Origin of the sequence: Pseudomonas sp. A214 (genome assembly GCF_900156295.1) — a bacterium.
Taxonomy (GTDB): domain Bacteria; phylum Pseudomonadota; class Gammaproteobacteria; order Pseudomonadales; family Pseudomonadaceae; genus Aquipseudomonas; species Aquipseudomonas rhizophila.
Genome location: NZ_LT707062.1, coordinates 2,314,704 through 2,335,697, shown reverse-complemented (window position 1 = coordinate 2,335,697; position 20,994 = coordinate 2,314,704). Strand labels below are relative to the sequence as shown.

The following is a 20,994-nucleotide window of genomic DNA, read 5'->3' as shown; positions in this document are numbered from 1 at the left end:
GGATAACGGCGGGCGGGCACAAAAAAGACGGCAACAAGCCTGGCATCGCCCACCGTGATGCCGTTGGATGAATCAGGCCGGTCTCCGGGCTCATGAGCGGCGTGATGCCGGGCTGCGCGCCTTCCCATGTCTACGGACACAGTGGCTGGTGGCCTGTGTAGTGCCAGGCGCAGCGTTGACTCATTTACCGTTGCGGGGGCAGCGCCGGGTTCGTATGCACTCACCGGCTTCCCTGTTTCACTCTGTCGACCCAACGATCGCCCGGTCACAGAGCACCTGAAACAAGCCGCGAAGGTTAGAGGGTTGGGGGTGGAGCGTCAATTAAAGCCGGCACAGGTTCAACAGCGGACATTGGCCCTGATCAATAAAATGACGCCAATCTTGTGCCATGCTGCGGCAAGTGATATCAAATAGGCATCACGACCCGATATCACAATAACAAGAGGGCAAAAGCATGCAAGGCATGATCATCAGCAATCCAAAACTGGAATTCCTGCGCCCGGTGCTGGAACGCTGGTTTGACTGTATCGACCGTTACAACGCCGTGCGCGGCGATAACGACACACCTTACTGGTTCGATGAAAAAGCCAATCTTGGCTTGCTCTCGGCCGCAGCCTGGATGGCCGAGATGGTCACGCTGCAGAACACCCCCACTCGCAAACAGAATGAAGAAGGCGAACGCAACGTCAGCGCCGATCTGTTCATCGCCGGCACCGAGGAGCGCGCGTTCATCCAGGCCACTCAACGCTGGCCGAAGGTCAAGAACCTCAATCTCACCCAGCCGCTGCTCGACATCACCAGCGATGCCAAACGTATCAGCTATTCCAGTGACCTGCGATTGGGCTGCCTGTTCGTCGCACCGCAAAAGGCCCAGCAGAGCGCCACGCCGGAAGAACTGCAGGACATGATCGATGAACTGCAGAAGGAAAATACCTGCGCCGTGGCCTGGTACTTCCCTTATGCCTATCGCAAGTTGCGCAATGAGGCCGGGCAGTATCATCCGGGCATCGCCGTGCTGTTCAAGCAGGCCCACGGCTGACCGGTTGAACCATCGCGGGTCTAAGCTTCTCTATGAATAACCACCATGCACTCATAGGGAAGCCCGCATGCTCAAGCCACCACACCTTCTGATCGTCGCATTGGCCGCAGGGCTTGTTGCTTGCGGCGAGTCCTCCACACTGCAGGTTTCCGACGGCACTGGCCCCTCGCCAAAACTGCCGGAACCGAACAAGACCCTGATCCCCACCGTCAACATTGCCGAGGCTATCGGCTGGCCGGATGGCGCCAAACCTACCCCGGCCCAGGGCCTGCAAGTGGGCGCATTCGCCGAAGGGCTGGATCATCCACGCTGGCTCTACGTGCTACCCAACGGTGACGTGCTGGTGGCAGAAACCAACGCGCCGCCCAAACCGGACGACTCCAAAGGCATTCGTGGCTGGGTCATGGAGAAAGTCATGGGCCGCGCCGGCGCGGGGGTGCCCAGCCCCAATCGCATTACCCTGTTGCGTGATGCCAATCATGACGGCATCGCCGAAACCCGTACGGTCTTTCTGGAAAACCTCAATTCACCGTTCGGCATGACACTGGTGGGCAATGATCTGTACGTGGCCGACACCGACCGACTGATTCGCTTCCCTTATAAAGAGGGCGATACGCAAATCAAGGCGCAGCCGACCAAGGTCGTCGACCTGCCGGGTGGCACGCTCAATCACCACTGGACCAAAAACGTGATCGCCAGCCAGGACGGCAGCAAGCTGTACGTCACTACCGGTTCGAACAGCAATGTCGGGGAAAACGGCATGGAGGCCGAGGAAGGCCGCGCGGCCATCTGGGAAGTGGACCGTGCCAGCGGCAATCACCGCATCTTCGCCTCGGGCCTGCGCAACCCCAACGGCCTGGCCTGGGAGCCGCGCAGTGGCGCGCTATGGACCGCGGTGAATGAGCGCGATGAGATCGGCAGCGACCTGGTCCCGGACTACATCACCTCAGTCAAGGACGGCGCCTTCTATGGTTGGCCCTATAGCTATTACGGGCAGCACGTCGATAAGCGGGTCGAGCCACAAAAACCGGAACTGGTGGCCAAGGCCATCGCCCCGGATTACGCCGTCGGCCCACACACCGCGTCACTGGGGCTGACATTCGCCGAAGGCAGCACCTTGCCAGCGCCGTTTACCGAAGGGGCTTTCATCGGGCAGCACGGCTCATGGAACCGTAAACCCCACAGCGGCTATAAAGTGATTTTCGTACCCTTCAACGCCGGCAAGCCGGTGGGGCAACCGGTGGATGTGCTGACCGGTTTCCTGAATGCAGATGAAAAAGCCCAAGGCCGACCAGTGGGTGTGGTGATCGACAAACAGGGCGGGCTGTTGGTGGCAGATGATGTGGGGAACAAGATTTGGCGGGTTTGGGCTAAATAACCGCTGAAGAAGCTGACCTGAACACTGGAACCTGTGGCGAGGGATTGTTCTCTCGCCACAAGAGCTCTGCTGAGCCGGCGCAAAAAGCGAACTTGAATCGTCAGGGATTACGCGCCAGATGCGCCGGTTGCAGCACACGCTTGGCACTGAGATAGGCTTTCTGCCAATAAGCCTTAGACAGGCTATCGAGCTTGACCGTACCCCCGGTCGCTGGCGCGTGGACGAAACGCCCCTCCCCGACATAGATCCCGGCATGGCTGACCTGAGAGCCACCGTTGGTGGCGAAGAAAATCAAATCACCGGTCTGCAACGCCTCCTTACCGACACTCGGGGCGCGCATACCAATCATCTCGCGGGTGGAGCGCGGCAGGGAGATACCGGCCGCATCGCGATACACATAGCCAATCAGGCCACTGCAATCAAAGCCTGAATCCGGCGTATTACCGCCCCAACGATAGGGTGTCCCCACCAACCCCAGCGCCCGGAACAGCACGTCTTCGGCAACCGGGGAAAAGCTTTGCGCGGGTGCGAATACCACCGGAGCCCGCACGGGCGCAGGTGGCGGAGTACGGCTGGCGCAAGCGCTGAGCAGCGCGGCAAGGAGCATGAGAGCGAGGCGGGCCGACGTCGACATATGCAGAACAATCCTGATCTGGATGCGGCTTTTCTGCCGTGGGCATGAAAACAAAGCCGCCTGCGGAGTACGCAGGCGGATTGCCATCAATCAATGATCATGGATTCTAGCGGCTATGAGGCAAACTTCAAGTAAGACTTTAAGTTTGCCTTACAAACTGTGAGCTTACTTGCGAGCAGTGACCACGGTCGGTGCCATCGCGAGTGCGCGCTTGGCTTCGATGAAGGTCTTGCTCCAGTAGCTGTCGCCCAGGCTGTCGATTCGCACGCCACCGCTGCGACGGCTGCTGGAATGGATGAACTGGTTGTCACCCAGGTAGATACCGGCGTGACTGACGCGACCACGACGACCGTTGGTAGCGAAGAACAGCAGGTCGCCCGGCTCAAGCTCGTTACGAGCAACCAGCGGGGCCTTCACGTTGATCATTTCGCGAGTGGAGCGCGGCAGGCTCATGCCAGCCTCTTCGCGAAACAGATACCCGATGAAACCGCTGCAATCGAAGCCGGCCTCGGAGGAACCGCCAAAACGATAGCGGGTACCGATCAAGGACATGCCCCGCTCCAGGATGCTGTCAGCCAGCACCGGAAGCTGATAAGGCTTGCTGCCGGCGAAGTCTGCCAGCTCTTTGTCGGTGGCCATTTCTTCCTCAAGTGCAACAGAGGAAGACTGGGCAGTAACGGAATTTTGAACCTGTGGTTGTTGCGCTTGCTGGGACACTGGAGAGTGGGCAGCACAACCGAACAACAGGGTAACGAGTGCGAGAGGCACCAGGGGTGCGAAGCGACTTAGCATGGGCACGACCGTGGCTGAAGTTGTAAAGATGGCGAGACTATGCCCACTATCAAGCTCATTTGCAAATTCAATCGATGCAAATGTGACTTCTCGGTTTTAGGTTTACATCTAAGCGCCCCAACCGTTTTCAACCCTCTGCAGCCTGCAGCCCAGAAGGGACGCGGGCTGTGCCGTGGTAGAAACAGGCTATAAGCCACTATTGCTGCGACTTCTACCAGCCAAGGGTTTCTTTCAAAAAAGGGATGGTCAGCTTGCGCTGGGCCTGAAGCGACGCCTGGTCGAGACGTTCGAGCAGTTCGAACAACGCGCTCATGCTGCGGGTGCCGCGGGTAAGGATGAAGTGCCCGACCTCATCGGTCAGGTGCAGGCCACGCCGGGAAGCGCGCAACTGCAATGCACGGAGCTTGTCTTCATCGGAGAGCGGGCGCATCTGGAAAATCAGCGCCAGGGTGAGACGGGACTTGAGATCGGCCAGCTTCACCGGCAGCTCCCGCGGCGATGTCGATGCAGCAATCAGCAAACGCCGGCCGCTGTCGCGTAACCGGTTGAACAGGTGAAACAGCGCTTCTTCCCAATCAGCCTTGCCGGCCACCGCCTGAAGATCATCCAGGCAGACCAGTTCGTACTGTTCAAGGTTGTCGAGGATCTCCACGCCGCGATCCAGCAACTCGGCCAATGGCAGATACACCGCCGGCTCACCTAATTGCTCGAACCGCAGGCAAGCGGCCTGCAACAGATGCGTGCGCCCCACCCCGTCCTTGCCCCACAGATAAATCAGGCTCTCGGTCCAGCCGGCGTCGGCTTCGCAAAGCCGCTCGACATAGCCGAGTGCAGCGGCATTGGCGCCTGGGTAGTAGTTGATAAAGGTGGCGTCATCACGCAGACGCACACCTAGGGGCAGCTGAATCGGTTTCATGCTGACTGAACAGTTCCAAAAGAACCGTTAGTGGCCTCTGTGTAAAGTGCGCAAAGTTTATACCCGTGACGCGGACCGCACAATGCGCCGGACCACGAGCAAAATCAAAGGTTTGCAGCGACAGAACGATGGAGCGACGGTTTCCCTGACGCTGGGACAACCGCCGCGCCCGCCATTGGCGCTATAGCTCGGGGTCTTCGACGCCACTGTAGATGTCTGAATCCTTGTACAGATCGTGCATATGACGCACCAGCACCATGATCACCGCCGCCACCGGCAGCGCCAGCAGGACCCCGGTAAAACCGAACAACTCACCCCCTGCCAGGATCGCAAAGATCACCGCCACTGGATGCAGGCCGATGCGATCACCCACCAGCAACGGTGTCAGCACCATGCCTTCCAGCGCTTGCCCGACCATGAACACCGCCACGATGCCGACCATCGGGTACAGATCACCGCCAAACTGGAACAAGCCGGCAATCAACGCCGCGCCGATACCGATGACGAAGCCCATGTAGGGCACGATGGCCGCCAGCCCGGCGATCAAGCCGATCAATAGCCCCAGCTCCAGGCCCACCAGCATCAATCCCGCCGCATAGATGAAGCCCAGCGCCACCATCACCAACAATTGCCCTCGCACAAACGCCCCCAACACTTCATGGCATTCGCCGGTCAGGGTCATGATGCGTTCTTCACGATGGCGTGGCAGCAGGCTGCGAATCTTGGCCATCATCAAGTCCCAGTCGCGCAGCAGATAAAAAGCCACCACCGGAATCAACACCAGGTTCGCCAGCCAACCGATCAACGCCAGCCCCGAGGCTGTGGCCTGGCTCAACACCACACCGACGATGTCAGAGGTCTGGCCCATATGCTCGCTGATGGCCGCCTTGACCTTGTCGAACTTCCAGAAGCCTTCAGCCAACCCCAGCCTCGACTGCACCCACGGCACGGCAGTGTGCTGTAACCAGTCGAGCATCTGCGGCGCCAGCTCGTACAGGCGCATCAGTTGCTTGGCCAGCATCGGTATCAGCACCAGCATCAGAGCAATGACAATCAAGATGATCAGCCCAAACACCGACACCACGCCCCAGGTCCTGGACAGGCCGAGTTTTTCCAGGCGATCTACCAGTGGGTCGAACAGATAGGCCAGGAGCAACGCAACCAGGAACGGCGTGAGGATCGGATGCAGCAAATAGATGAACACAAACAGCAGGGCGACCCCACCCAACCAGAACCAACGCCGCGTATCGCCCATGAACCACTCCTAGCTATATAAGAAAGAAAAACTACCAGCGAAACCGCAGGTTGGCGGTCGGCGCTGGCGCTGGCGCGGCGGCCGGAATGGAGCCATCAGCGGCTGGCTGGGCCATAGGCACTGGCGCGACGGCTTCGCCGGCAGGAATTTCCTGCAGTTTCGCCAGGGCCAATTGCGCTTTCAACTGTTCGGCGCTGCCGTTGACCCGATAAATGATCCGGTCCCCTTCAACCCGCTGCAACTGCCCACCGAACGGCTCGAGCAAACGCCCAAGCGCCGCATAACGCTCCAGGTTCATGCCCTGCACTTCCAGCAGCTGCTCGGTGGCCACGCCCGGCTTGGTAACGAAACGCGGCGCCAGGCGTTGACTCACCGCCAGCATCACCGCATCAGCCAGGGCGGCAGGGTCGGCGCCCTGGGCATTGCCCTGCTCGCGCTGGTCACCCTGCCACAAGCGCCAGGTCGCCTGCCATTGGCCGCCCTCTTCCTTGGCATGGACCGCCAGCAAGGCGTCTGCACCATAACGCTGCGATGCCTCGCGCAGCGGGGCCGGATCACTGCCTTCCAGGTTTGGTGCGGTAGCAACGATCTGCTCGCTCAAATCCGCCAGGGGCAGGTGCAGCGGCAGGCCGCGGTGCTGGGCGGCGCGGCGCAGTGGCTCGGCACTGCCCTGGCCATCGCCTACCAGGTTGGAACCTTCAGCCGAGTCGTTCAGCCACCAGCCCAGGATCGCAGGCCGATTCGCGCCCCACAGCGACAAGCCCGCCGAGCGCAAGGCCCGGTCAGTGCTCGCTGGATCGAAATCCACCTTGAGGCTTTCCGGCGGCCCGGCGTCGTAACCATATTGAAGAATGATCTGCTGGGGATCCTTGCGGATCGCCGCCAGACCGGGATTCTGCGCGGCCTTGGCATCGCCGGTCAGGCGCAGCACCAGCGTGTCGAGGGCGCGCAAAGTCGCCTGGTCACGCTCTTGCGGGGCCTGGCTGCTGACCGGCTCGAGCACCTGATAGAGGCTATTGAGGTTTTCGGCATGGCTCGCCACGCTGATCAACGACAGGCAGCCCACAGACAAGAGTTTGAAAAAACGCATGGAAGATTCCCGGACATAACGGCTGGAACAGGCCGTGTGAAGAAAATTGAGCATGGCTGTGACCACAGCACCTGGCAAAACATTCACACACCCGCTGGAAGTTTCGCACTGTCATAACCATAGCCGGTTACCGCTACACCTTATACAGACGCATCGCGCAGCACCAATAGGAGAAATATCGGTTTTTTTCCAAGGATATGTCCCTGCCCGTCGGCGCGAGGATGGCCGCTGCCCCTCAAGCCTGATAAAATCGCGCGCCTTCGCAGACCGGCAATGGCTGGGCACCCGGAATAATTCGTACAACGGTTATTCAATGGCCCCGGCGGTCGGTCGTTACCCAGAAATCCCCCCTAAAGGCCTGGATCATGAGCAAGCAACCCTCCCTGAGCTACAAGGACGCCGGTGTAGACATCGACGCCGGTGAAGCATTGGTCGAACGCATCAAGAGCGTCGCCAAGCGCACTGCGCGCCCGGAAGTCATGGGCGGCCTGGGCGGTTTCGGCGCCCTCTGCGAGATCCCGGCCGGCTACAAGCAACCGGTGCTGGTTTCGGGCACTGACGGCGTCGGCACCAAGCTGCGTCTGGCCCTGAACCTGAACAAGCACGACAGCATCGGCATCGACCTGGTGGCCATGTGCGTGAACGACCTGGTGGTGTGCGGCGCCGAGCCGCTGTTCTTCCTCGACTACTACGCCACCGGCAAACTGAACGTCGACACCGCCGCCCAGGTGGTAACCGGCATTGGCGCCGGCTGCGAGCTGTCCGGCTGCTCCCTGGTCGGCGGCGAAACCGCTGAAATGCCAGGCATGTACGAAGGCGAAGACTACGACCTGGCCGGCTTCTGCGTCGGTGTCGTGGAAAAATCCGAAATCATCGACGGTTCGAAAGTCGCCACTGGCGATGCCCTGCTCGCCCTGCCATCGTCCGGCCCGCACTCCAACGGTTACTCGCTGATCCGCAAGATCATCGAAGTCTCGGGTGCCGACATCGAGAACACCCAGCTCGACGGCAAGCCACTGGCCGACCTGCTGATGGCCCCGACCCGCATCTACGTCAAGCCGCTGCTCAAGCTGATCAAGGACACCGGCGCCGTCAAGGCCATGGCCCACATCACCGGTGGCGGCCTGCTGGACAACATCCCGCGCGTACTGCCAAAAGGCGCCCAGGCGGTGGTTGACGTGGCGAGCTGGACCCGTCCGGCCGTGTTCGACTGGCTGCAAGAGAAAGGCAACGTCGATGAAACCGAAATGCACCGCGTGCTGAACTGCGGCGTGGGCATGGTGATCTGCGTGGCCCAGGAGCACGTTGAAACGGCCCTGAATGTACTGCGTAAAGCCGGCGAGCAACCTTGGGTCATCGGCCAGATCAGTACCGCCGCCGAAGGCGCTGCCCAGGTCGAGCTGAAAAACCTTAAGGCTCACTGATGCAAGAACAGAAGTCTGCAACCTGTGATGTCGTGGTGCTGTTGTCCGGCACCGGCAGCAACTTGCAGGCCCTGATCGACAGCACGCGGACCGGCGATAGCCCGGTCCGCATCCGCGCGGTGATTTCCAACCGCGCTGATGCCTACGGCCTGCAACGCGCCAGGGATGCGGGTATCGACACCCGCGTCCTGGATCACAAAGCGTTCGATGGCCGCGAAGCCTTCGATGCCGCGCTGATCGAACAGATCGACACGTTCAATCCGCAACTGGTGGTCCTGGCCGGCTTCATGCGCATCCTCAGCGCCGGCTTCGTGCGTCACTACCAGGGCCGCCTGTTCAATATCCATCCATCGCTGCTGCCCAAATACAAAGGGTTACACACTCACCAGCGCGCGCTGGAGGCCGGAGACACGGAGCATGGCTGCTCGGTGCACTTCGTCACCGAGGAACTCGATGGCGGACCACTGGTCGTACAGGCAGTAATACCGGTAGAGTTGCACGACACGCCGCAAAGCCTGGCCCAACGGGTTCACGCCCGGGAACACCAGATCTACCCGATGGCCGTGCGTTGGTTTGCCGAAGGCCGGCTGACCCTCGACGATCGCGGTGCCTCACTGGACGGCCAGTTGCTCGCCGCCAGCGGCCATTTGATTCGATACTAGGAGATTTTATGCGTCGCGCCCTGCTCTTCGCTTGCGCTCTGCTTGCCCTGCCCCTGGCACAGGCCGCAGACCTTCAACCGTTCTCCGCCAGCTACACCGCCGACTGGAAACAGTTGCCCATGAGCGGCACCGCCGAGCGCAGCCTGACCAAAGAGGCCAACGGCACCTGGAAGCTGAGCTTCAAGGCTTCGATGATGATCGCCAGCCTGACGGAAGAAAGCACCCTGACCCTGGACAAGGACACACTGCTGCCACAGTCCTACCACTTTGAACGTGGCGGCTTGGGCAAGGCCAAGAAAGCCGACCTGGATTTCGACTGGAACACGAAGATGGTCACCGGCACCGATCGCGGCGATCCGGTCAAACTGCCACTCAACCGTGGCATGGTCGATAAATCCACTTATCAGTTGGCCCTGCAGCACGACGTGGCGGCCGGCAAGAAAAGCATGAGTTATCAGGTTGTCGATGATGGCGAGATCGACACCTACGACTTCCGCGTACTGGGCCCGGAGAAGGTCGATACCAAAGCCGGCCAGATCGACGCGATCAAGGTCGAGCGCGTGCGCGACCCGACAAAAAGCAAACGCATCACGGTGCTCTGGTTCGCCAAGGATTGGGATTACCTGCTGGTACGCCTGCAACAGGTCGAGACCGACGGCAAGGAGTACAACATCATGCTCCAGGACGGTACGGTCAACGGCAAGGCTGTCAAAGGCAGCTGATCCACACCGATATCAAGAGAAGCCCCGCCCAGTGCGGGGCTTTTTTATGCGCGGATTTCCTGAACACTAAAACTGCACCCGCGCAAAGTCAGCCTGTGGAAGATGAATCGGTGGGAGCGAGCCTGCTCGCGATAGCGCTAGGTCAGCCGGCATCGGTATTGACTGATACACCGTTATCGCGAGCAGGCTCGCTCCCACAAGGTGACTGCCCGACATTTCCCCCCCCCGAAACATGAAAACTTCTTCATGAAAAACACCCTGCGACCGAATGCCGCGCATTGCCTGACCTGCGGGATCGCTGAGTTTTTCATGAAATTTTCTTAACAGGCCCAGGCATTTACTTAGCCGGCTACCCAAATCTATAACAAAGTCCTGCACACGCCTTGCTGCAGATAACAGAGATTGGAGCTTGCAAGATGACTGTGAAAGTAACTGAACGCGATGACGCTCACATGTCCCACGAAGGTATTGCCGCCGGTATCCGCATCTGGGATGTACACCAACAGGACCTGCTGGTGGGGATGTTCCACTCCGAGACGGATGCCCATAACTACAAAGCCGAGCTGGAATGCCAGGAAAGGCAGCGCTCGGCTGAAATGACAGAATCCTGAACGATAAGAATCTCTGTGGGAGCGAGCCTGCTCGCGATAGCGGTGGATCAGCGACATCAATGTTGGCTGACAGACCGCCATCGCGAGCAGGCTCGCTCCCACAGTTTAGTGTTCAGTTCATCCTTACCACATCAAATCATCAGGGATCTGATACGCCGCATACGGATCATCAGCATCCACTTCTTCGGTCTGGGTATTGAGCTGCACGATGCGCTTGGGATCGCGCTCTTGGATCTTCAGGGCCGCTTCGCGCGGGATCACTTCGTAGCCGCCGGCATGATGGACGATCGCCAGCGAGCCGCTGCTCAACTTGTTGCGCATCAGCGTGTTGACCGAGATGCGCTTGACCTTCTTGTCGTCGACAAAGTTGTAATAATCCTCAGTGGTCAGCTTCGGCAAACGCGAGACTTCGATCAATTGCTTGATCTGCGCGGCCCGGGCTTTCTGCTCGGCTTTTTCCTGCTGCTGACGGTTGAGTTCCTGATCGCGCTTGACCTTCTCGGCCATGGCCTCTTGGGCGGCGCGCTGCTGGGAGTCATCCAGTTCGATCTGGCCCTTGTGGGCCAGGCGCTGCTGTTTCTGTTTCTCTTTGCCGACCTGCTTGGCCTGCTTTTGGTTGACCAGCCCTGCTTTGAGCAACTGGTCGCGAAGGGAAAGGCTCATGGTGCTTACTCACTTAGGCAACAGCCTCAGCCACAGCTGGGCAAATTCTTTTCCTGACGTTTGGCTTCGCCCCATAAGGCGTCCAACTCTTCGAGGGTGCAATCTTCCATGGGACGGTGGGTGTCGCGCAATGCCTGTTCGATAAATCGGAAACGTCGCTCGAATTTCCCATTGGCGTCACGCAGGGCCGTTTCCGGGTCGATTTTCAGGTGCCGGGCCAGGTTCACTACGCTGAACAGCAGGTCGCCGATCTCATCGCTGATGGCCACCGAATCGTTGTCAGCCATCGCTTCGAGGACTTCGTCCAGCTCCTCCCGGACCTTGTCGAGCACCGGCAACGGGCCTGGCCAGTCGAAACCGACCTGAGCCGCACGTTTTTGCAACTTCGCCGAGCGGGACAACGCCGGCAAGGCAACGGGTACATCGTCAAGCAACGACAGCTGCTCCGGTGCCGAGGCCTTCTCGGCCCGCTCCTCGGCCTTGATTTCTTCCCAGCGCTGCTTGACCTGTTCTTCGCTCAGGCGCGGGATGTCCACGGGCGCGTAGAGGTCACCGGTAGGAAATACATGGGGATGGCGGCGGATCAGCTTGCGGGTGATGCTATCGACCACGCCGGCGAATTCGAAGCGGTTTTCCTCCCGCGCCAACTGGCTGTAATACACCACCTGAAACAACAGATCGCCCAGCTCACCCTGCAAGTGATCGAAGTCGCCACGCTCAATGGCATCGGCCACTTCGTAGGCTTCTTCCAGGGTATGGGGGACGATGGTCGCGTAGGTCTGCTTGATGTCCCACGGACACCCGTACTGCGGGTCGCGCAGACGGTTCATCAGATGGAGCAGGTCTTCAAGGCTGTACATCAATCCAACTCATCACAAATCACCCTGTGGGAAATAATCCACTGGGAGTATGCCTGTGGGAGCAGCTTGCTCGCGATTGAGGTGGTGGCCCCAACGTATGTCGGAACTGATCCACCGCTATCGCGAGCAAGCTTTGCTCCCACAGGCTCGCTCCCACATTTGGACCGCGCTTAACCCGGCGTGCGATTACGCCGGGTCTCGATGATGTTCGGCAGTTGGGAAATCCGCCCCAGCAACCGCCCCAGCGCATCCAATCCCGGAATCTCGATGGTCAGGGACATCAGCGCCGTGTTGTCTTCCTTGTTCGAACGGGTGTTGACCGCCAACACGTTGATCCGCTCGTTCAACAACACCTGGGACACGTCACGCAGCAGGCCGGAACGGTCGTAGGCGCGGATGATGATGTCCACCGGGTAGGTGAGCACCGGCACCGGGCCCCAACTGACCTGGATGATCCGCTCCGGCTCACGGCCGGCCAGTTGCAGCACCGAAGCACAGTCCTGGCGGTGGATGCTCACCCCACGGCCCTGGGTGATGTAGCCGACGATCGCATCCCCAGGCAACGGCTGGCAGCAGCCGGCCATCTGGGTCATCAGGTTGCCCACGCCCTGGATCTGGATGTCGCCGCGCTTGCCCGGTTTGTAGCCGGTGGCTTTGCGCGGGATCAGCTCCAACTGCTCGTTGCCGCGTTCCGGCTCCACCAGTTGCTGGGCCAGGTTGACCAGTTGCGCCAGGCGCAAGTCGCCGGCACCGAGGGCGGCGAACATGTCTTCGGCGGTCTTCATGTTGGCCTTTTCGGCCAGCTTGTCGAAATCCACCTGCGGCAGGCCCAGGCGACTGAGTTCGCGCTCGAGCAAAGTCTTGCCGGCGGCGACGTTCTGGTCGCGGGCCTGCAATTTGAACCAGTGAACGATTTTCGCCCGCGCTCGCGATGTGGTGATGTAGCCCAGGTTCGGGTTCAGCCAGTCGCGGCTCGGCGTGCCGTGTTTACTGGTGATGATCTCGACCTGCTCACCGGTTTGCAGGCTGTAGTTGAGCGGCACGATCCGCCCGTTGATCTTGGCGCCACGGCAGTTGTGGCCGATCTCGGTGTGGACGCGATAGGCAAAGTCCAGCGGCGTGGCGCCCTTGGGCAGGTCGATGGCGTGGCCGTCGGGGGTGAAGATGTAGACCCGATCCGGCTCGATATCGACCCGCAATTGTTCGGCGAGACCGCCGATATCACCGAGCTCTTCATGCCACTCGAGCACCTGACGCAGCCAGGAGATTTTCTCTTCGTAGTGGTTGGAGCCCGACTTGACGTCGGTGCCCTTGTATTTCCAATGGGCGCAAACCCCCAGCTCGGCTTCCTCGTGCATGGCGTGGGTGCGAATCTGCACTTCCAGCACCTTGCCCTCCGGACCGATCACCGCCGTGTGCAGCGAGCGATAGCCGTTTTCCTTCGGGTTGGCGATGTAGTCGTCGAACTCCTTGGGAATGTGCCGCCACAAGGTGTGCACGATACCCAGCGCGGTGTAGCAGTCGCGCATTTCCGGGACCAGTACGCGAACGGCGCGAACGTCGTAGATCTGGCTGAATTCCAGGCCTTTGCGCTGCATTTTGCGCCAGATCGAATAGATGTGCTTGGCTCGGCCGCTGATGTCGGCCTCCACGCCCGTGGCCTGCAATTCTTCCCTCAGCTGGGTCATCACATCCGTGATGAAGCGCTCGCGATCCAGGCGCCGCTCATGCAGCAACTTGGCGATCTGCTTGTACTGGTCGGGCTCCAGGTAGCGGAAGGACAGGTCCTCCAGCTCCCACTTGATATGGCCGATGCCAAGGCGATGGGCCAGGGGGGCGTAGATGTCGAACACTTCCCGGGCGACGCGGTTGCGCTTTTCGTCGTCGGCGGATTTCACCGCGCGGATCGCGCAGGTGCGTTCGGCCAGTTTGATCAGTGCGACGCGCACGTCGTCGACCATGGCCACCAGCATCTTGCGCAGGTTCTCCACCTGGCCCTGGGTGCCCAGGACCATGGACTGGCGTGGACTGAGACTGGCACTGATCGCCGCCATGCGCAGCACGCCGTCAATCAGCTTGGCGACCACCGTGCCAAAACGCTGGCTGACCACCGGCAATTGGATCTGCCCTTCGCGCACACCGCGGTATAGCACCGCAGCCACCAGGGAGTCCTGGTCGAGCTTGAGGTCGGCAAGGATTTCGGCGATCTCAAGGCCCGTCTGAAAACTCGAGGTGCCTTCGGACCAGAGGTTCTTCGCCGCGTTGTGCTGCTGTTCCGCTTCACGCGCGAACTCGCAGGCTTCTTTCAAGGCTTCGCGATCCAGTGCCGTGTCGATACTGACCGCGTGATCGAGCCAAGCCTCGAGATTGATACTGCCGTCGGTGTTGATCGGCTGGTGTGCTCTCACCTGTACCATCTTTACATACCTTCCCTATGACGCAGATTCAATGCGTCAATAACGCTGACCTTCGTTGCCCGTGTCCCCGCCCAGGGCTGTGGCGGTTGGCACGAACGGGTCAGTCGGACAAGCCATCCTGGCTCGCTTCAAATAACGCCATGGCCTCGACATGTGCCGTCTGAGGAAACATATCGAGAATCCCGGCACGTTTTAACCGGTAGCCCTGCTTGATCAATTCGACCGTGTCCCGGGCCAAAGTTGCCGGGTTGCACGATACATATACCAACCGTCTGGCGCCCAGGGATGCCAGTTTGCGCACCACCTCGAAAGCACCGTCGCGGGGTGGGTCCAAGAGTACCGCAGAAAAGCCTTCGCCGACCCACTCGGCACCCGACAACGGCTGGGATAAATCGGCCTGAAAAAAGGCAGTGTTATTCAAATTGTTGCTGACGGCATTGGCCGCCGCGCGGTCAACCATGGCCTGTACACCTTCCACCGCCACCACTTGGCGCACCGCCTTGGCCAGGGGCAAGGCAAAGTTGCCCAGGCCGCAGAACAAGTCCAGCACCCGCTCCTCGGCTCGGGGCGCGAGCCACTCCAGGGCTTGGGCCACCATCGCCTCGTTGACCCCGGCATTGACCTGGATGAAATCCCCCGGCCGGTAAGCCAGCTCCAGGTCCCAAGTCTCAAGGCGATAACCCAGCGTCTGTCCCGGTTCGACCGGTTGCGGCTCGCCCTCACCCTGCAGCCACAACTGGGCTTGGTGGGCGGCGCAGAAATCCTTGAGAATCGTCAGGTCAGGCGCCGACAGTGGCGACACGTGCCGCAGCAACACCGCAAGGGACGAGCCAGCAAACAATTCCACATGCCCCAGCGCCTGGGGCTTGCTCAGGCGACGGAGCATGTCCGGCAAGCGACTCATGATCGGCTGCAAGGGTTGTACCAGTACCGGGCAATCGCCGATGGCCACGATGTCCTGGCTGCCGACGGCACGAAAACCCACTTCGAGTTTTTTTGCCTTCTGATCCCAGCGCACCGCCACGCGGGCACGACGCCGGTAACCCAGTTCCGGCCCGCTCAATGGCGCAGCCCATTCATCCGGCTGCACGCCGGCGACCCGCGACAACTGCTCGGCGAGCATGCGCTGTTTCAGGGCGAGCTGTTCGTTGTGGGGCAAATGCTGGACGCTGCAACCGCCGCAGCGACCGGCATGCACGCACGGCGCCGCACGGCGCAGTTCACTGGACAGGAACACTCGCTCAGCGCGGGCCTCGACCACTTTGCCATGGGCCCCCAGCACCCGCGCCTCGACCTCTTCGCCGGCCAGGGCGCCGATCACGAACCAGGTGCGCCCGTCCAGAAAGGCAATGCCCCGGCCATCGTTGGCCAAGCGTTCGATGGTCAAGCGCTGCTTCTTTCCTGTGGGCACCTGCGGGGCCCGGCTTCCGCCGCTGGGCTGGAAGCGCAGACCTCTTTCTTGCTTGGCCATCAGTTGGGCGCGTCGAAAATGCCGGTTGACAAGTAGCGGTCGCCGCGGTCGCAGATGATCGCGACAATGACCGCGTTTTCGACTTCCTGGGACAAGCGCAGCATGCCCGCCACGGCACCGCCCGAAGACACGCCGCAAAAGATGCCTTCTTCACGGGCCAGACGACGGGTGATGTCCTCCGCCTCGCTCTGGGCCATGTCGATAATGCGGTCCACGCGGTCGGCCTGGTAGATTTTCGGCAGATACTCCTCGGGCCAGCGACGGATGCCGGGGATGGCCGAGCCTTCCATCGGTTGCAGGCCGATGATCTGCACGTTCGGGTTCTGTTCTTTCAAATAGCGCGAGGTGCCCATGATGGTGCCGGTGGTGCCCATCGAGCTGACGAAATGGGTGATGGTGCCATCGGTCTGGCGCCAGATCTCAGGGCCAGTGGTGGTGTAGTGGGCTTCGGGGTTGTCACCATTGGCGAACTGGTCGAGCACCTTGCCGCGACCCTCGGCCTGCATCCGCTCGGCCAGGTCCCGGGCGCCCTCCATGCCTTCGTCTTTGCTCACCAGGATCAATTCGGCGCCATAGGCGGTCATTGCGGCCTTGCGCTCGGCACTGGAGTTGTCGGGCATGATCAGGATCATCTTGTAGCCCTTGATCGCCGCCGCCATGGCCAGGGCGATGCCGGTGTTACCGGAAGTCGCCTCGATCAGCGTATCGCCGGGGCGGATCTGCCCGCGCAATTCGCCACGGGTGAGCATCGACAGCGCCGGCCGGTCCTTGACCGAACCCGCCGGGTTATTCCCTTCGAGCTTGAGCAAAAGCGTGTTGCTGGTCACGCCAGGCAGGCGCTGCAAACGAACCAGCGGAGTGTTGCCGACGCAATCGGCGATAGTGGGGTACTGCACGGTCATGGCGTATTCGCAATCCGGACTGCGGGGGCGCCTATCATACCGGCAAACCTTGCCAGGCCATATCACGCAAAGTGTGGTGGTTATGGCTTATGGGAATAAGCAACGAAAGTGGGCTGCAAGCTGCCACTCAGAAATCCTGATTGAAGGGATCGCCGAGGCACGGCAACCGGCGAGACCGATGCACGGCGACATCAATTTTACGAAGATTGCCTGCCCGCAAGTCGCTACACTGCGCAGGTATTGCGTGCCGGATGCGCGCAAAGCTCAAACAGACCGCTGGATGCAGGAGAAAAGTGTGCTCAAGAAACTGGGAATCAAAGGCCGCGTGCTGTTGCTGACCCTGTTGCCGACCAGCCTGATGGCGCTGGTCCTGGGCGGCTACTTCACCTGGATGCAGCAATCGGACTTGCATGCCCAGTTGCTGCAGCGTGGCGAGATGATCGCCGAACAGCTGGCGCCGCTGGTCGCCCCGGCCATGAGCCACCAGGACACCGATCTGCTGGAGCGGATCGCCACCCAGTCCCTCGAGCAAGCGGATGTGCGCGCCGTGACCTTCCTGGCTCCCGATCGCACATCGCTGGCCCACGCCGGCCCGACGATGCTCAACCGAGCCCCGGAGGGCAACAGTGCCCAATTGCTGCAACGCACCGGCAACGATGCCACGCGTTACCTGCTGCCAGTATTCGGCAAGCACCGCAACCTGGCCGGCGAGCTGATTCCCGAAGAAGCCGATCGACTGCTGGGTTGGGTCGAACTGGAGTTGTCCCACAGTGGCATGTTGCTGCGCGGCTATCGCAGCCTGTTCGCCAGCCTGCTGTTGATCAGCGCCGGCCTGTGCCTGACCGCACTGCTGGCGTTGCGTATGGGTCGCACGATCAACCGACCCCTGAGCCAGATCAAGCAAGCCGTGGCGCAACTCAAGGACGGTCACCTGGAAACCCGTCTGCCGCCTCTGGGCAGCCAGGAACTGGATGAGCTGGCGTCGGGCATCAATCGCATGGCCAGCACCTTGCAGAATGCCCAGGAAGAGTTGCAGCACAGCATCGACCAGGCCACTGAAGACGTGCGCCAGAATCTGGAAACCATCGAGATCCAGAACATCGAGCTGGACCTGGCCCGTAAGGAAGCCCTGGAAGCGAGCCGGATCAAGTCCGAATTCCTGGCGAACATGAGCCATGAAATCCGTACGCCGCTCAACGGCATCCTCGGCTTCACCCATCTGCTGCAGAAAAGCGAATTGACCCCGCGTCAGCTCGATTACCTGGGCACCATTGAAAAATCCGCCGACAGCCTGCTGGGCATCATCAACGAGATCCTCGACTTCTCGAAGATCGAGGCCGGCAAACTGGTGCTGGACAACATTCCGTTCAACCTGCGGGACTTGTTGCAGGACACCCTGACCATCCTCGCCCCCGCCGCCCACGCCAAACAACTGGAGCTAGTGAGCCTGGTCTACAGGGACACGCCCCTGTCGCTGGTGGGCGATCCGCTGCGCCTCAAGCAGATCCTGACCAACCTGGTGAGCAATGCCATCAAGTTCACCCGCGAAGGCACCATCATCGCCCGCGCCATGATGGAAGACGAACACGAAGACAGCGTGCAACTGCGCATCAGCATTCAGGACACCGGTATCGGCCTGTCGAACCAGGACGTACGGGCCCTGTTCCAGGCGTTCAGCCAGGCCGACAATTCCTTGTCCCGGCAACCGGGTGGCACCGGCTTGGGCCTGGTGATTTCCAAGCGGCTGGTGGAGCAGATGGGTGGCGAAATCGGCGTGGACAGCACGCCGGGCGAAGGCTCGGAGTTCTGGATCAGCCTGCGCCTGCCCAAGACCCGTGACGACGCCGAAGATTTGCCTGGCCCGCCGCTACTGGGTCGGCGCGTAGCGGTGCTGGAAAACCATGAACTGGCCCGTCAGGCCCTGCAACACCAGCTCGAGGACTGCGGTCTGGTGGTGACACCGTTCAACACCCTGGAAAACCTGACCAACGGTGTGACCGTCGCCCACCAGACCGATCAGGCGATCGACCTGGCGGTGCTGGGCATCACCAGCAACGACATGCCGCCGGAACGCCTCAGCCAACACATCTGGGATCTTGAGCATCTGGGCTGCAAGGTACTGGTGCTGTGCCCCACCACTGAACAGACGCTGTACCACCTCTCCGTGCCCAACCCCCACAGCCAATTGCAGGCCAAGCCGGCCTGCACGCGCAAGTTGCGCCGCTCGCTTTCCGACCTGGTCAACCCGCGCCCGCCCCGCAACGAACCCAACGAACCGGTGGGCAGCCGCGCACCCAAAGTGCTGTGCGTGGACGACAACCCGGCCAACCTGCTGTTGGTGCAAACGCTGCTCGAAGACATGGGCGCCAAGGTGCTGGCGGTGGAAAGCGGTTATGCGGCGGTCAAGGCCGTGCAAAAGGAAACCTTCGACCTGGTGCTGATGGATGTCCAGATGCCCGGCATGGACGGTCGCCAGAGCACCGAGGCGATCCGCCAATGGGAAAGCGAGCGTCATTGCACGCCGCTGCCAATCGTCGCCCTCACCGCCCACGCCATGGCCAACGAAAAACGCGCCCTGCTGCAAAGTGGCATGGATGACTACCTGACCAAGCCCATCAGCGAACGGCAACTGGCCCAGGTGGTGCTTAAATGGACCGGCCTGGCCCTGCGTAACCAGGCGCCGGACCGGAGCACCGACGCTCAGGGCGGCAGCGAACTGCTGGTGCTCGATCATGAAGAAGGCCTGCGCCTGGCCGCCGGCAAGGCCGATCTGGCGGCGGACATGCTGGCGATGTTGCTGGCGTCCCTGGAAGCCGACCGCGAAGCGATTCGCCAGGCCAGCGAGGCCAATGATCACAACGCCCTGATCGAACGGGTCCACCGCCTGCATGGCGCCACTCGCTACTGCGGCGTGCCGCAATTGCGCGCCGCCTGCCAGCGCAGCGAGACCCTGCTCAAGCAACAGGACCCCAAGGCCGAGGCCGCTTTGCAGGAACTGGAACGTGCCATCGACCGCCTGGCTAACGAGGCACGCATCAGCGCCTGATCCAGGGCAATAGCCCAAAACCCGGGATCAAGGAAAATCTAAACGCCTAGAGGCTTATCTTTTGTGCCAGGAGGCCGCCATGCGCGCGATTCTTTTCAGCAGCCAGACCTACGACCGCGACAGTTTCAGCAAAACCCCGGCGCCCGCTGGCCTTGAACTGCAGTATCAGCCGGCACGCCTGAACCTCGACACCGTGGCCCTGGCCGAACACCATGAAGTGGTGTGCGCCTTCATCAACGACGACCTGAGTGCCCCGGTGCTGGAGCGGCTGGCACAGGGCGGCACGCGGCTGATCGCCCTGCGCTCTGCCGGCTATAACCATGTCGACCTGGCCGCTGCCAAACGGCTGGGGTTGAGTATCGTCCGGGTGCCGGCGTATTCGCCCCATGCCGTGGCCGAACATGCCGTGGCGCTGATCATGGCCCTCAATCGCTGCTTGCATCGCGCTTACAACCGCACTCGGGACGGCAATTTCAGCCTCCATGGGCTGACCGGTTTCGATCTGGTGGGCAAGACGGTCGGCGTGATCGGCACCGGGCAGATCGGCGCGACGTTCGCGCGGATCATGGCCGGCTTCGGCTGCCGGTTATTGGCCTACGATCCGTCCCCCAACCCGCAGGTCCAAGCCCTGGGCGCTCGCTACCTGCCCTTGGCCGATCTGCTGGCGCAAGCACAGATCATCAGCCTGCATTGCCCGCTCAACGAGCAGAGCCGACATTTGATCAACGCCGATTCATTGGCTGCCATGCAACGTGGCGCGATGCTGATCAACACCGGACGCGGCGGCCTGGTGGACACACCCGCCTTGATCGAGGCATTGAAAAGCGGTCAGTTGGGTTATTTGGGGCTGGATGTCTATGAGGAAGAAGCGCAACTGTTCTTCGAGGACCGCTCCGACCTGCCCTTGCAGGATGATGTGCTGGCCCGGTTGCTGACCTTCCCCAACGTGGTGGTCACCGCGCATCAGGCCTTCCTGACCCATGAAGCGTTGGCCGCCATCGCCGCGACAACCCTGGACAACATCGGCGCCTGGGCCGCCGGCACCCCACAAAACCTGGTGGACAGCTGAGCATTACCCTTGTGGGAGCGAGCCTGCTCGCGATTACGATGGG

18 protein-coding genes and 1 riboswitch are annotated in these 20,994 nt (G+C 61.1%); of the genes, 8 read left to right on the top strand and 10 right to left on the bottom strand.

Going from position 1 to position 20,994, the window contains the following annotated elements; all coding sequences use genetic code 11:
* Nucleotides 1-58: 58 nt before the first annotated feature.
* A riboswitch (cobalamin riboswitch) is annotated at nucleotides 59-295 on the bottom strand.
* Nucleotides 296-454: 159 nt separating this feature from the next.
* Entirely contained in the window at nucleotides 455-1,039 is a 585-nt protein-coding gene (locus BW979_RS10490; RefSeq protein WP_047228720.1) for a hypothetical protein, read from the top strand.
* 67 nt (nucleotides 1,040-1,106) lie between these two features.
* A complete protein-coding gene (locus tag BW979_RS10485; RefSeq protein WP_047228721.1) occupies nucleotides 1,107-2,417 on the top strand; it encodes a PQQ-dependent sugar dehydrogenase in 1,311 nt (436 codons plus the stop codon).
* A gap of 100 nt (nucleotides 2,418-2,517) precedes the next feature.
* Here the strand turns inward: BW979_RS10485 and BW979_RS10480 are convergent, their stop codons facing one another.
* From BW979_RS10480 to BW979_RS10460, 5 genes are all read right to left on the bottom strand, one after another.
* Nucleotides 2,518-3,051, bottom strand: coding sequence for a C40 family peptidase (locus BW979_RS10480; RefSeq protein WP_047228722.1), 534 nt, complete (start codon nucleotides 3,049-3,051; stop codon nucleotides 2,518-2,520).
* A gap of 165 nt (nucleotides 3,052-3,216) precedes the next feature.
* Nucleotides 3,217-3,843 (bottom strand): C40 family peptidase, encoded by a 627-nt coding sequence (locus BW979_RS10475; protein ID WP_047228723.1) that lies wholly within the window; start codon nucleotides 3,841-3,843, stop codon nucleotides 3,217-3,219.
* 211 nt (nucleotides 3,844-4,054) lie between these two features.
* Nucleotides 4,055-4,759 (bottom strand): DnaA regulatory inactivator Hda, encoded by a 705-nt coding sequence (hda, locus tag BW979_RS10470; RefSeq protein ID WP_003178999.1) that lies wholly within the window; start codon nucleotides 4,757-4,759, stop codon nucleotides 4,055-4,057.
* A gap of 181 nt (nucleotides 4,760-4,940) precedes the next feature.
* Nucleotides 4,941-6,014, bottom strand: coding sequence for an AI-2E family transporter (locus BW979_RS10465; RefSeq protein WP_047228724.1), 1,074 nt, complete (start codon nucleotides 6,012-6,014; stop codon nucleotides 4,941-4,943).
* Nucleotides 6,015-6,045: 31 nt separating this feature from the next.
* A complete protein-coding gene (locus tag BW979_RS10460; protein ID WP_047228725.1) occupies nucleotides 6,046-7,104 on the bottom strand; it encodes a DUF2066 domain-containing protein in 1,059 nt (352 codons plus the stop codon).
* Nucleotides 7,105-7,469: 365 nt separating this feature from the next.
* Between BW979_RS10460 and purM the strand changes: the two genes are divergently transcribed.
* From purM to BW979_RS10440, 4 genes are all read left to right on the top strand, one after another.
* On the top strand, nucleotides 7,470-8,528 hold the full coding sequence (gene purM / locus BW979_RS10455; RefSeq protein WP_047228726.1) for a phosphoribosylformylglycinamidine cyclo-ligase: 1,059 nt from the start codon (nucleotides 7,470-7,472) through the stop codon (nucleotides 8,526-8,528).
* Nucleotides 8,528-9,190: a phosphoribosylglycinamide formyltransferase gene (gene purN, locus BW979_RS10450; RefSeq protein ID WP_047228727.1), complete on the top strand. Its 663-nt coding sequence runs from the start codon at nucleotides 8,528-8,530 to the stop codon at nucleotides 9,188-9,190. Before purM ends, purN begins: the two co-directional genes overlap by 1 nt.
* An 8-nt stretch (nucleotides 9,191-9,198) precedes the next feature.
* Complete coding sequence (locus BW979_RS10445; RefSeq protein ID WP_047228728.1) at nucleotides 9,199-9,912, top strand: DUF3108 domain-containing protein; 714 nt, start codon at nucleotides 9,199-9,201, stop codon at nucleotides 9,910-9,912.
* Nucleotides 9,913-10,328: 416 nt separating this feature from the next.
* Nucleotides 10,329-10,523, top strand: coding sequence for a hypothetical protein (locus BW979_RS10440; RefSeq protein WP_047228729.1), 195 nt, complete (start codon nucleotides 10,329-10,331; stop codon nucleotides 10,521-10,523).
* Nucleotides 10,524-10,646: 123 nt separating this feature from the next.
* On the opposite strand, the gene BW979_RS10435 is transcribed toward BW979_RS10440, so the two are convergent.
* The 5 genes from BW979_RS10435 to cysM form a co-directional block, all read right to left on the bottom strand.
* Nucleotides 10,647-11,186 carry a DUF2058 domain-containing protein gene (locus BW979_RS10435; RefSeq protein ID WP_030142404.1) on the bottom strand — a complete coding sequence of 180 codons (540 nt, stop codon included), beginning with the start codon at nucleotides 11,184-11,186 and terminating at the stop codon, nucleotides 10,647-10,649.
* A 26-nt stretch (nucleotides 11,187-11,212) separates the two neighbouring features.
* Entirely contained in the window at nucleotides 11,213-12,046 is an 834-nt protein-coding gene (gene mazG, locus BW979_RS10430) for a nucleoside triphosphate pyrophosphohydrolase (protein ID WP_047228730.1), read from the bottom strand.
* Nucleotides 12,047-12,216: 170 nt separating this feature from the next.
* Complete coding sequence (gene relA / locus BW979_RS10425) at nucleotides 12,217-14,463, bottom strand: GTP diphosphokinase (protein ID WP_047228731.1); 2,247 nt, start codon at nucleotides 14,461-14,463, stop codon at nucleotides 12,217-12,219.
* 100 nt (nucleotides 14,464-14,563) lie between these two features.
* Nucleotides 14,564-15,934: a 23S rRNA (uracil(1939)-C(5))-methyltransferase RlmD gene (gene rlmD, locus BW979_RS10420; protein ID WP_076383758.1), complete on the bottom strand. Its 1,371-nt coding sequence runs from the start codon at nucleotides 15,932-15,934 to the stop codon at nucleotides 14,564-14,566.
* Nucleotides 15,934-16,836 (bottom strand): cysteine synthase CysM, encoded by a 903-nt coding sequence (gene cysM, locus BW979_RS10415; protein ID WP_047228733.1) that lies wholly within the window; start codon nucleotides 16,834-16,836, stop codon nucleotides 15,934-15,936. Before cysM ends, rlmD begins: the two co-directional genes overlap by 1 nt.
* Before the next feature lie 295 nt (nucleotides 16,837-17,131).
* On the opposite strand from cysM, the gene BW979_RS10410 reads away from it, so the two are divergent.
* Both BW979_RS10410 and BW979_RS10405 read left to right on the top strand, forming a co-directional pair.
* On the top strand, nucleotides 17,132-19,882 hold the full coding sequence (locus BW979_RS10410; protein ID WP_076386570.1) for a response regulator: 2,751 nt from the start codon (nucleotides 17,132-17,134) through the stop codon (nucleotides 19,880-19,882).
* Nucleotides 19,883-19,961: 79 nt separating this feature from the next.
* A complete protein-coding gene (locus BW979_RS10405; protein WP_076383757.1) occupies nucleotides 19,962-20,951 on the top strand; it encodes a 2-hydroxyacid dehydrogenase in 990 nt (329 codons plus the stop codon).
* Nucleotides 20,952-20,994 lie beyond the last annotated feature (43 nt).

Coding starts and splice junctions, on each gene's coding strand:
- cysM (WP_047228733.1), bottom strand. CDS start 16,836: ATGACCGTGCAGTACCCCACTATCGCCGATTGCGTCGGCAACACTCCG.
- BW979_RS10445 (WP_047228728.1), top strand. CDS start 9,199: ATGCGTCGCGCCCTGCTCTTCGCTTGCGCTCTGCTTGCCCTGCCCCTG.
- BW979_RS10475 (WP_047228723.1), bottom strand. CDS start 3,843: ATGCTAAGTCGCTTCGCACCCCTGGTGCCTCTCGCACTCGTTACCCTG.
- BW979_RS10465 (WP_047228724.1), bottom strand. CDS start 6,014: ATGGGCGATACGCGGCGTTGGTTCTGGTTGGGTGGGGTCGCCCTGCTG.
- BW979_RS10480 (WP_047228722.1), bottom strand. CDS start 3,051: ATGTCGACGTCGGCCCGCCTCGCTCTCATGCTCCTTGCCGCGCTGCTC.
- BW979_RS10405 (WP_076383757.1), top strand. CDS start 19,962: ATGCGCGCGATTCTTTTCAGCAGCCAGACCTACGACCGCGACAGTTTC.
- BW979_RS10460 (WP_047228725.1), bottom strand. CDS start 7,104: ATGCGTTTTTTCAAACTCTTGTCTGTGGGCTGCCTGTCGTTGATCAGC.
- purN (WP_047228727.1), top strand. CDS start 8,528: ATGCAAGAACAGAAGTCTGCAACCTGTGATGTCGTGGTGCTGTTGTCC.
- mazG (WP_047228730.1), bottom strand. CDS start 12,046: ATGTACAGCCTTGAAGACCTGCTCCATCTGATGAACCGTCTGCGCGAC.
- hda (WP_003178999.1), bottom strand. CDS start 4,759: ATGAAACCGATTCAGCTGCCCCTAGGTGTGCGTCTGCGTGATGACGCC.
- BW979_RS10435 (WP_030142404.1), bottom strand. CDS start 11,186: ATGAGCCTTTCCCTTCGCGACCAGTTGCTCAAAGCAGGGCTGGTCAAC.
- BW979_RS10490 (WP_047228720.1), top strand. CDS start 455: ATGCAAGGCATGATCATCAGCAATCCAAAACTGGAATTCCTGCGCCCG.
- purM (WP_047228726.1), top strand. CDS start 7,470: ATGAGCAAGCAACCCTCCCTGAGCTACAAGGACGCCGGTGTAGACATC.
- BW979_RS10440 (WP_047228729.1), top strand. CDS start 10,329: ATGACTGTGAAAGTAACTGAACGCGATGACGCTCACATGTCCCACGAA.
- rlmD (WP_076383758.1), bottom strand. CDS start 15,934: ATGGCCAAGCAAGAAAGAGGTCTGCGCTTCCAGCCCAGCGGCGGAAGC.
- BW979_RS10485 (WP_047228721.1), top strand. CDS start 1,107: ATGCTCAAGCCACCACACCTTCTGATCGTCGCATTGGCCGCAGGGCTT.
- relA (WP_047228731.1), bottom strand. CDS start 14,463: ATGGTACAGGTGAGAGCACACCAGCCGATCAACACCGACGGCAGTATC.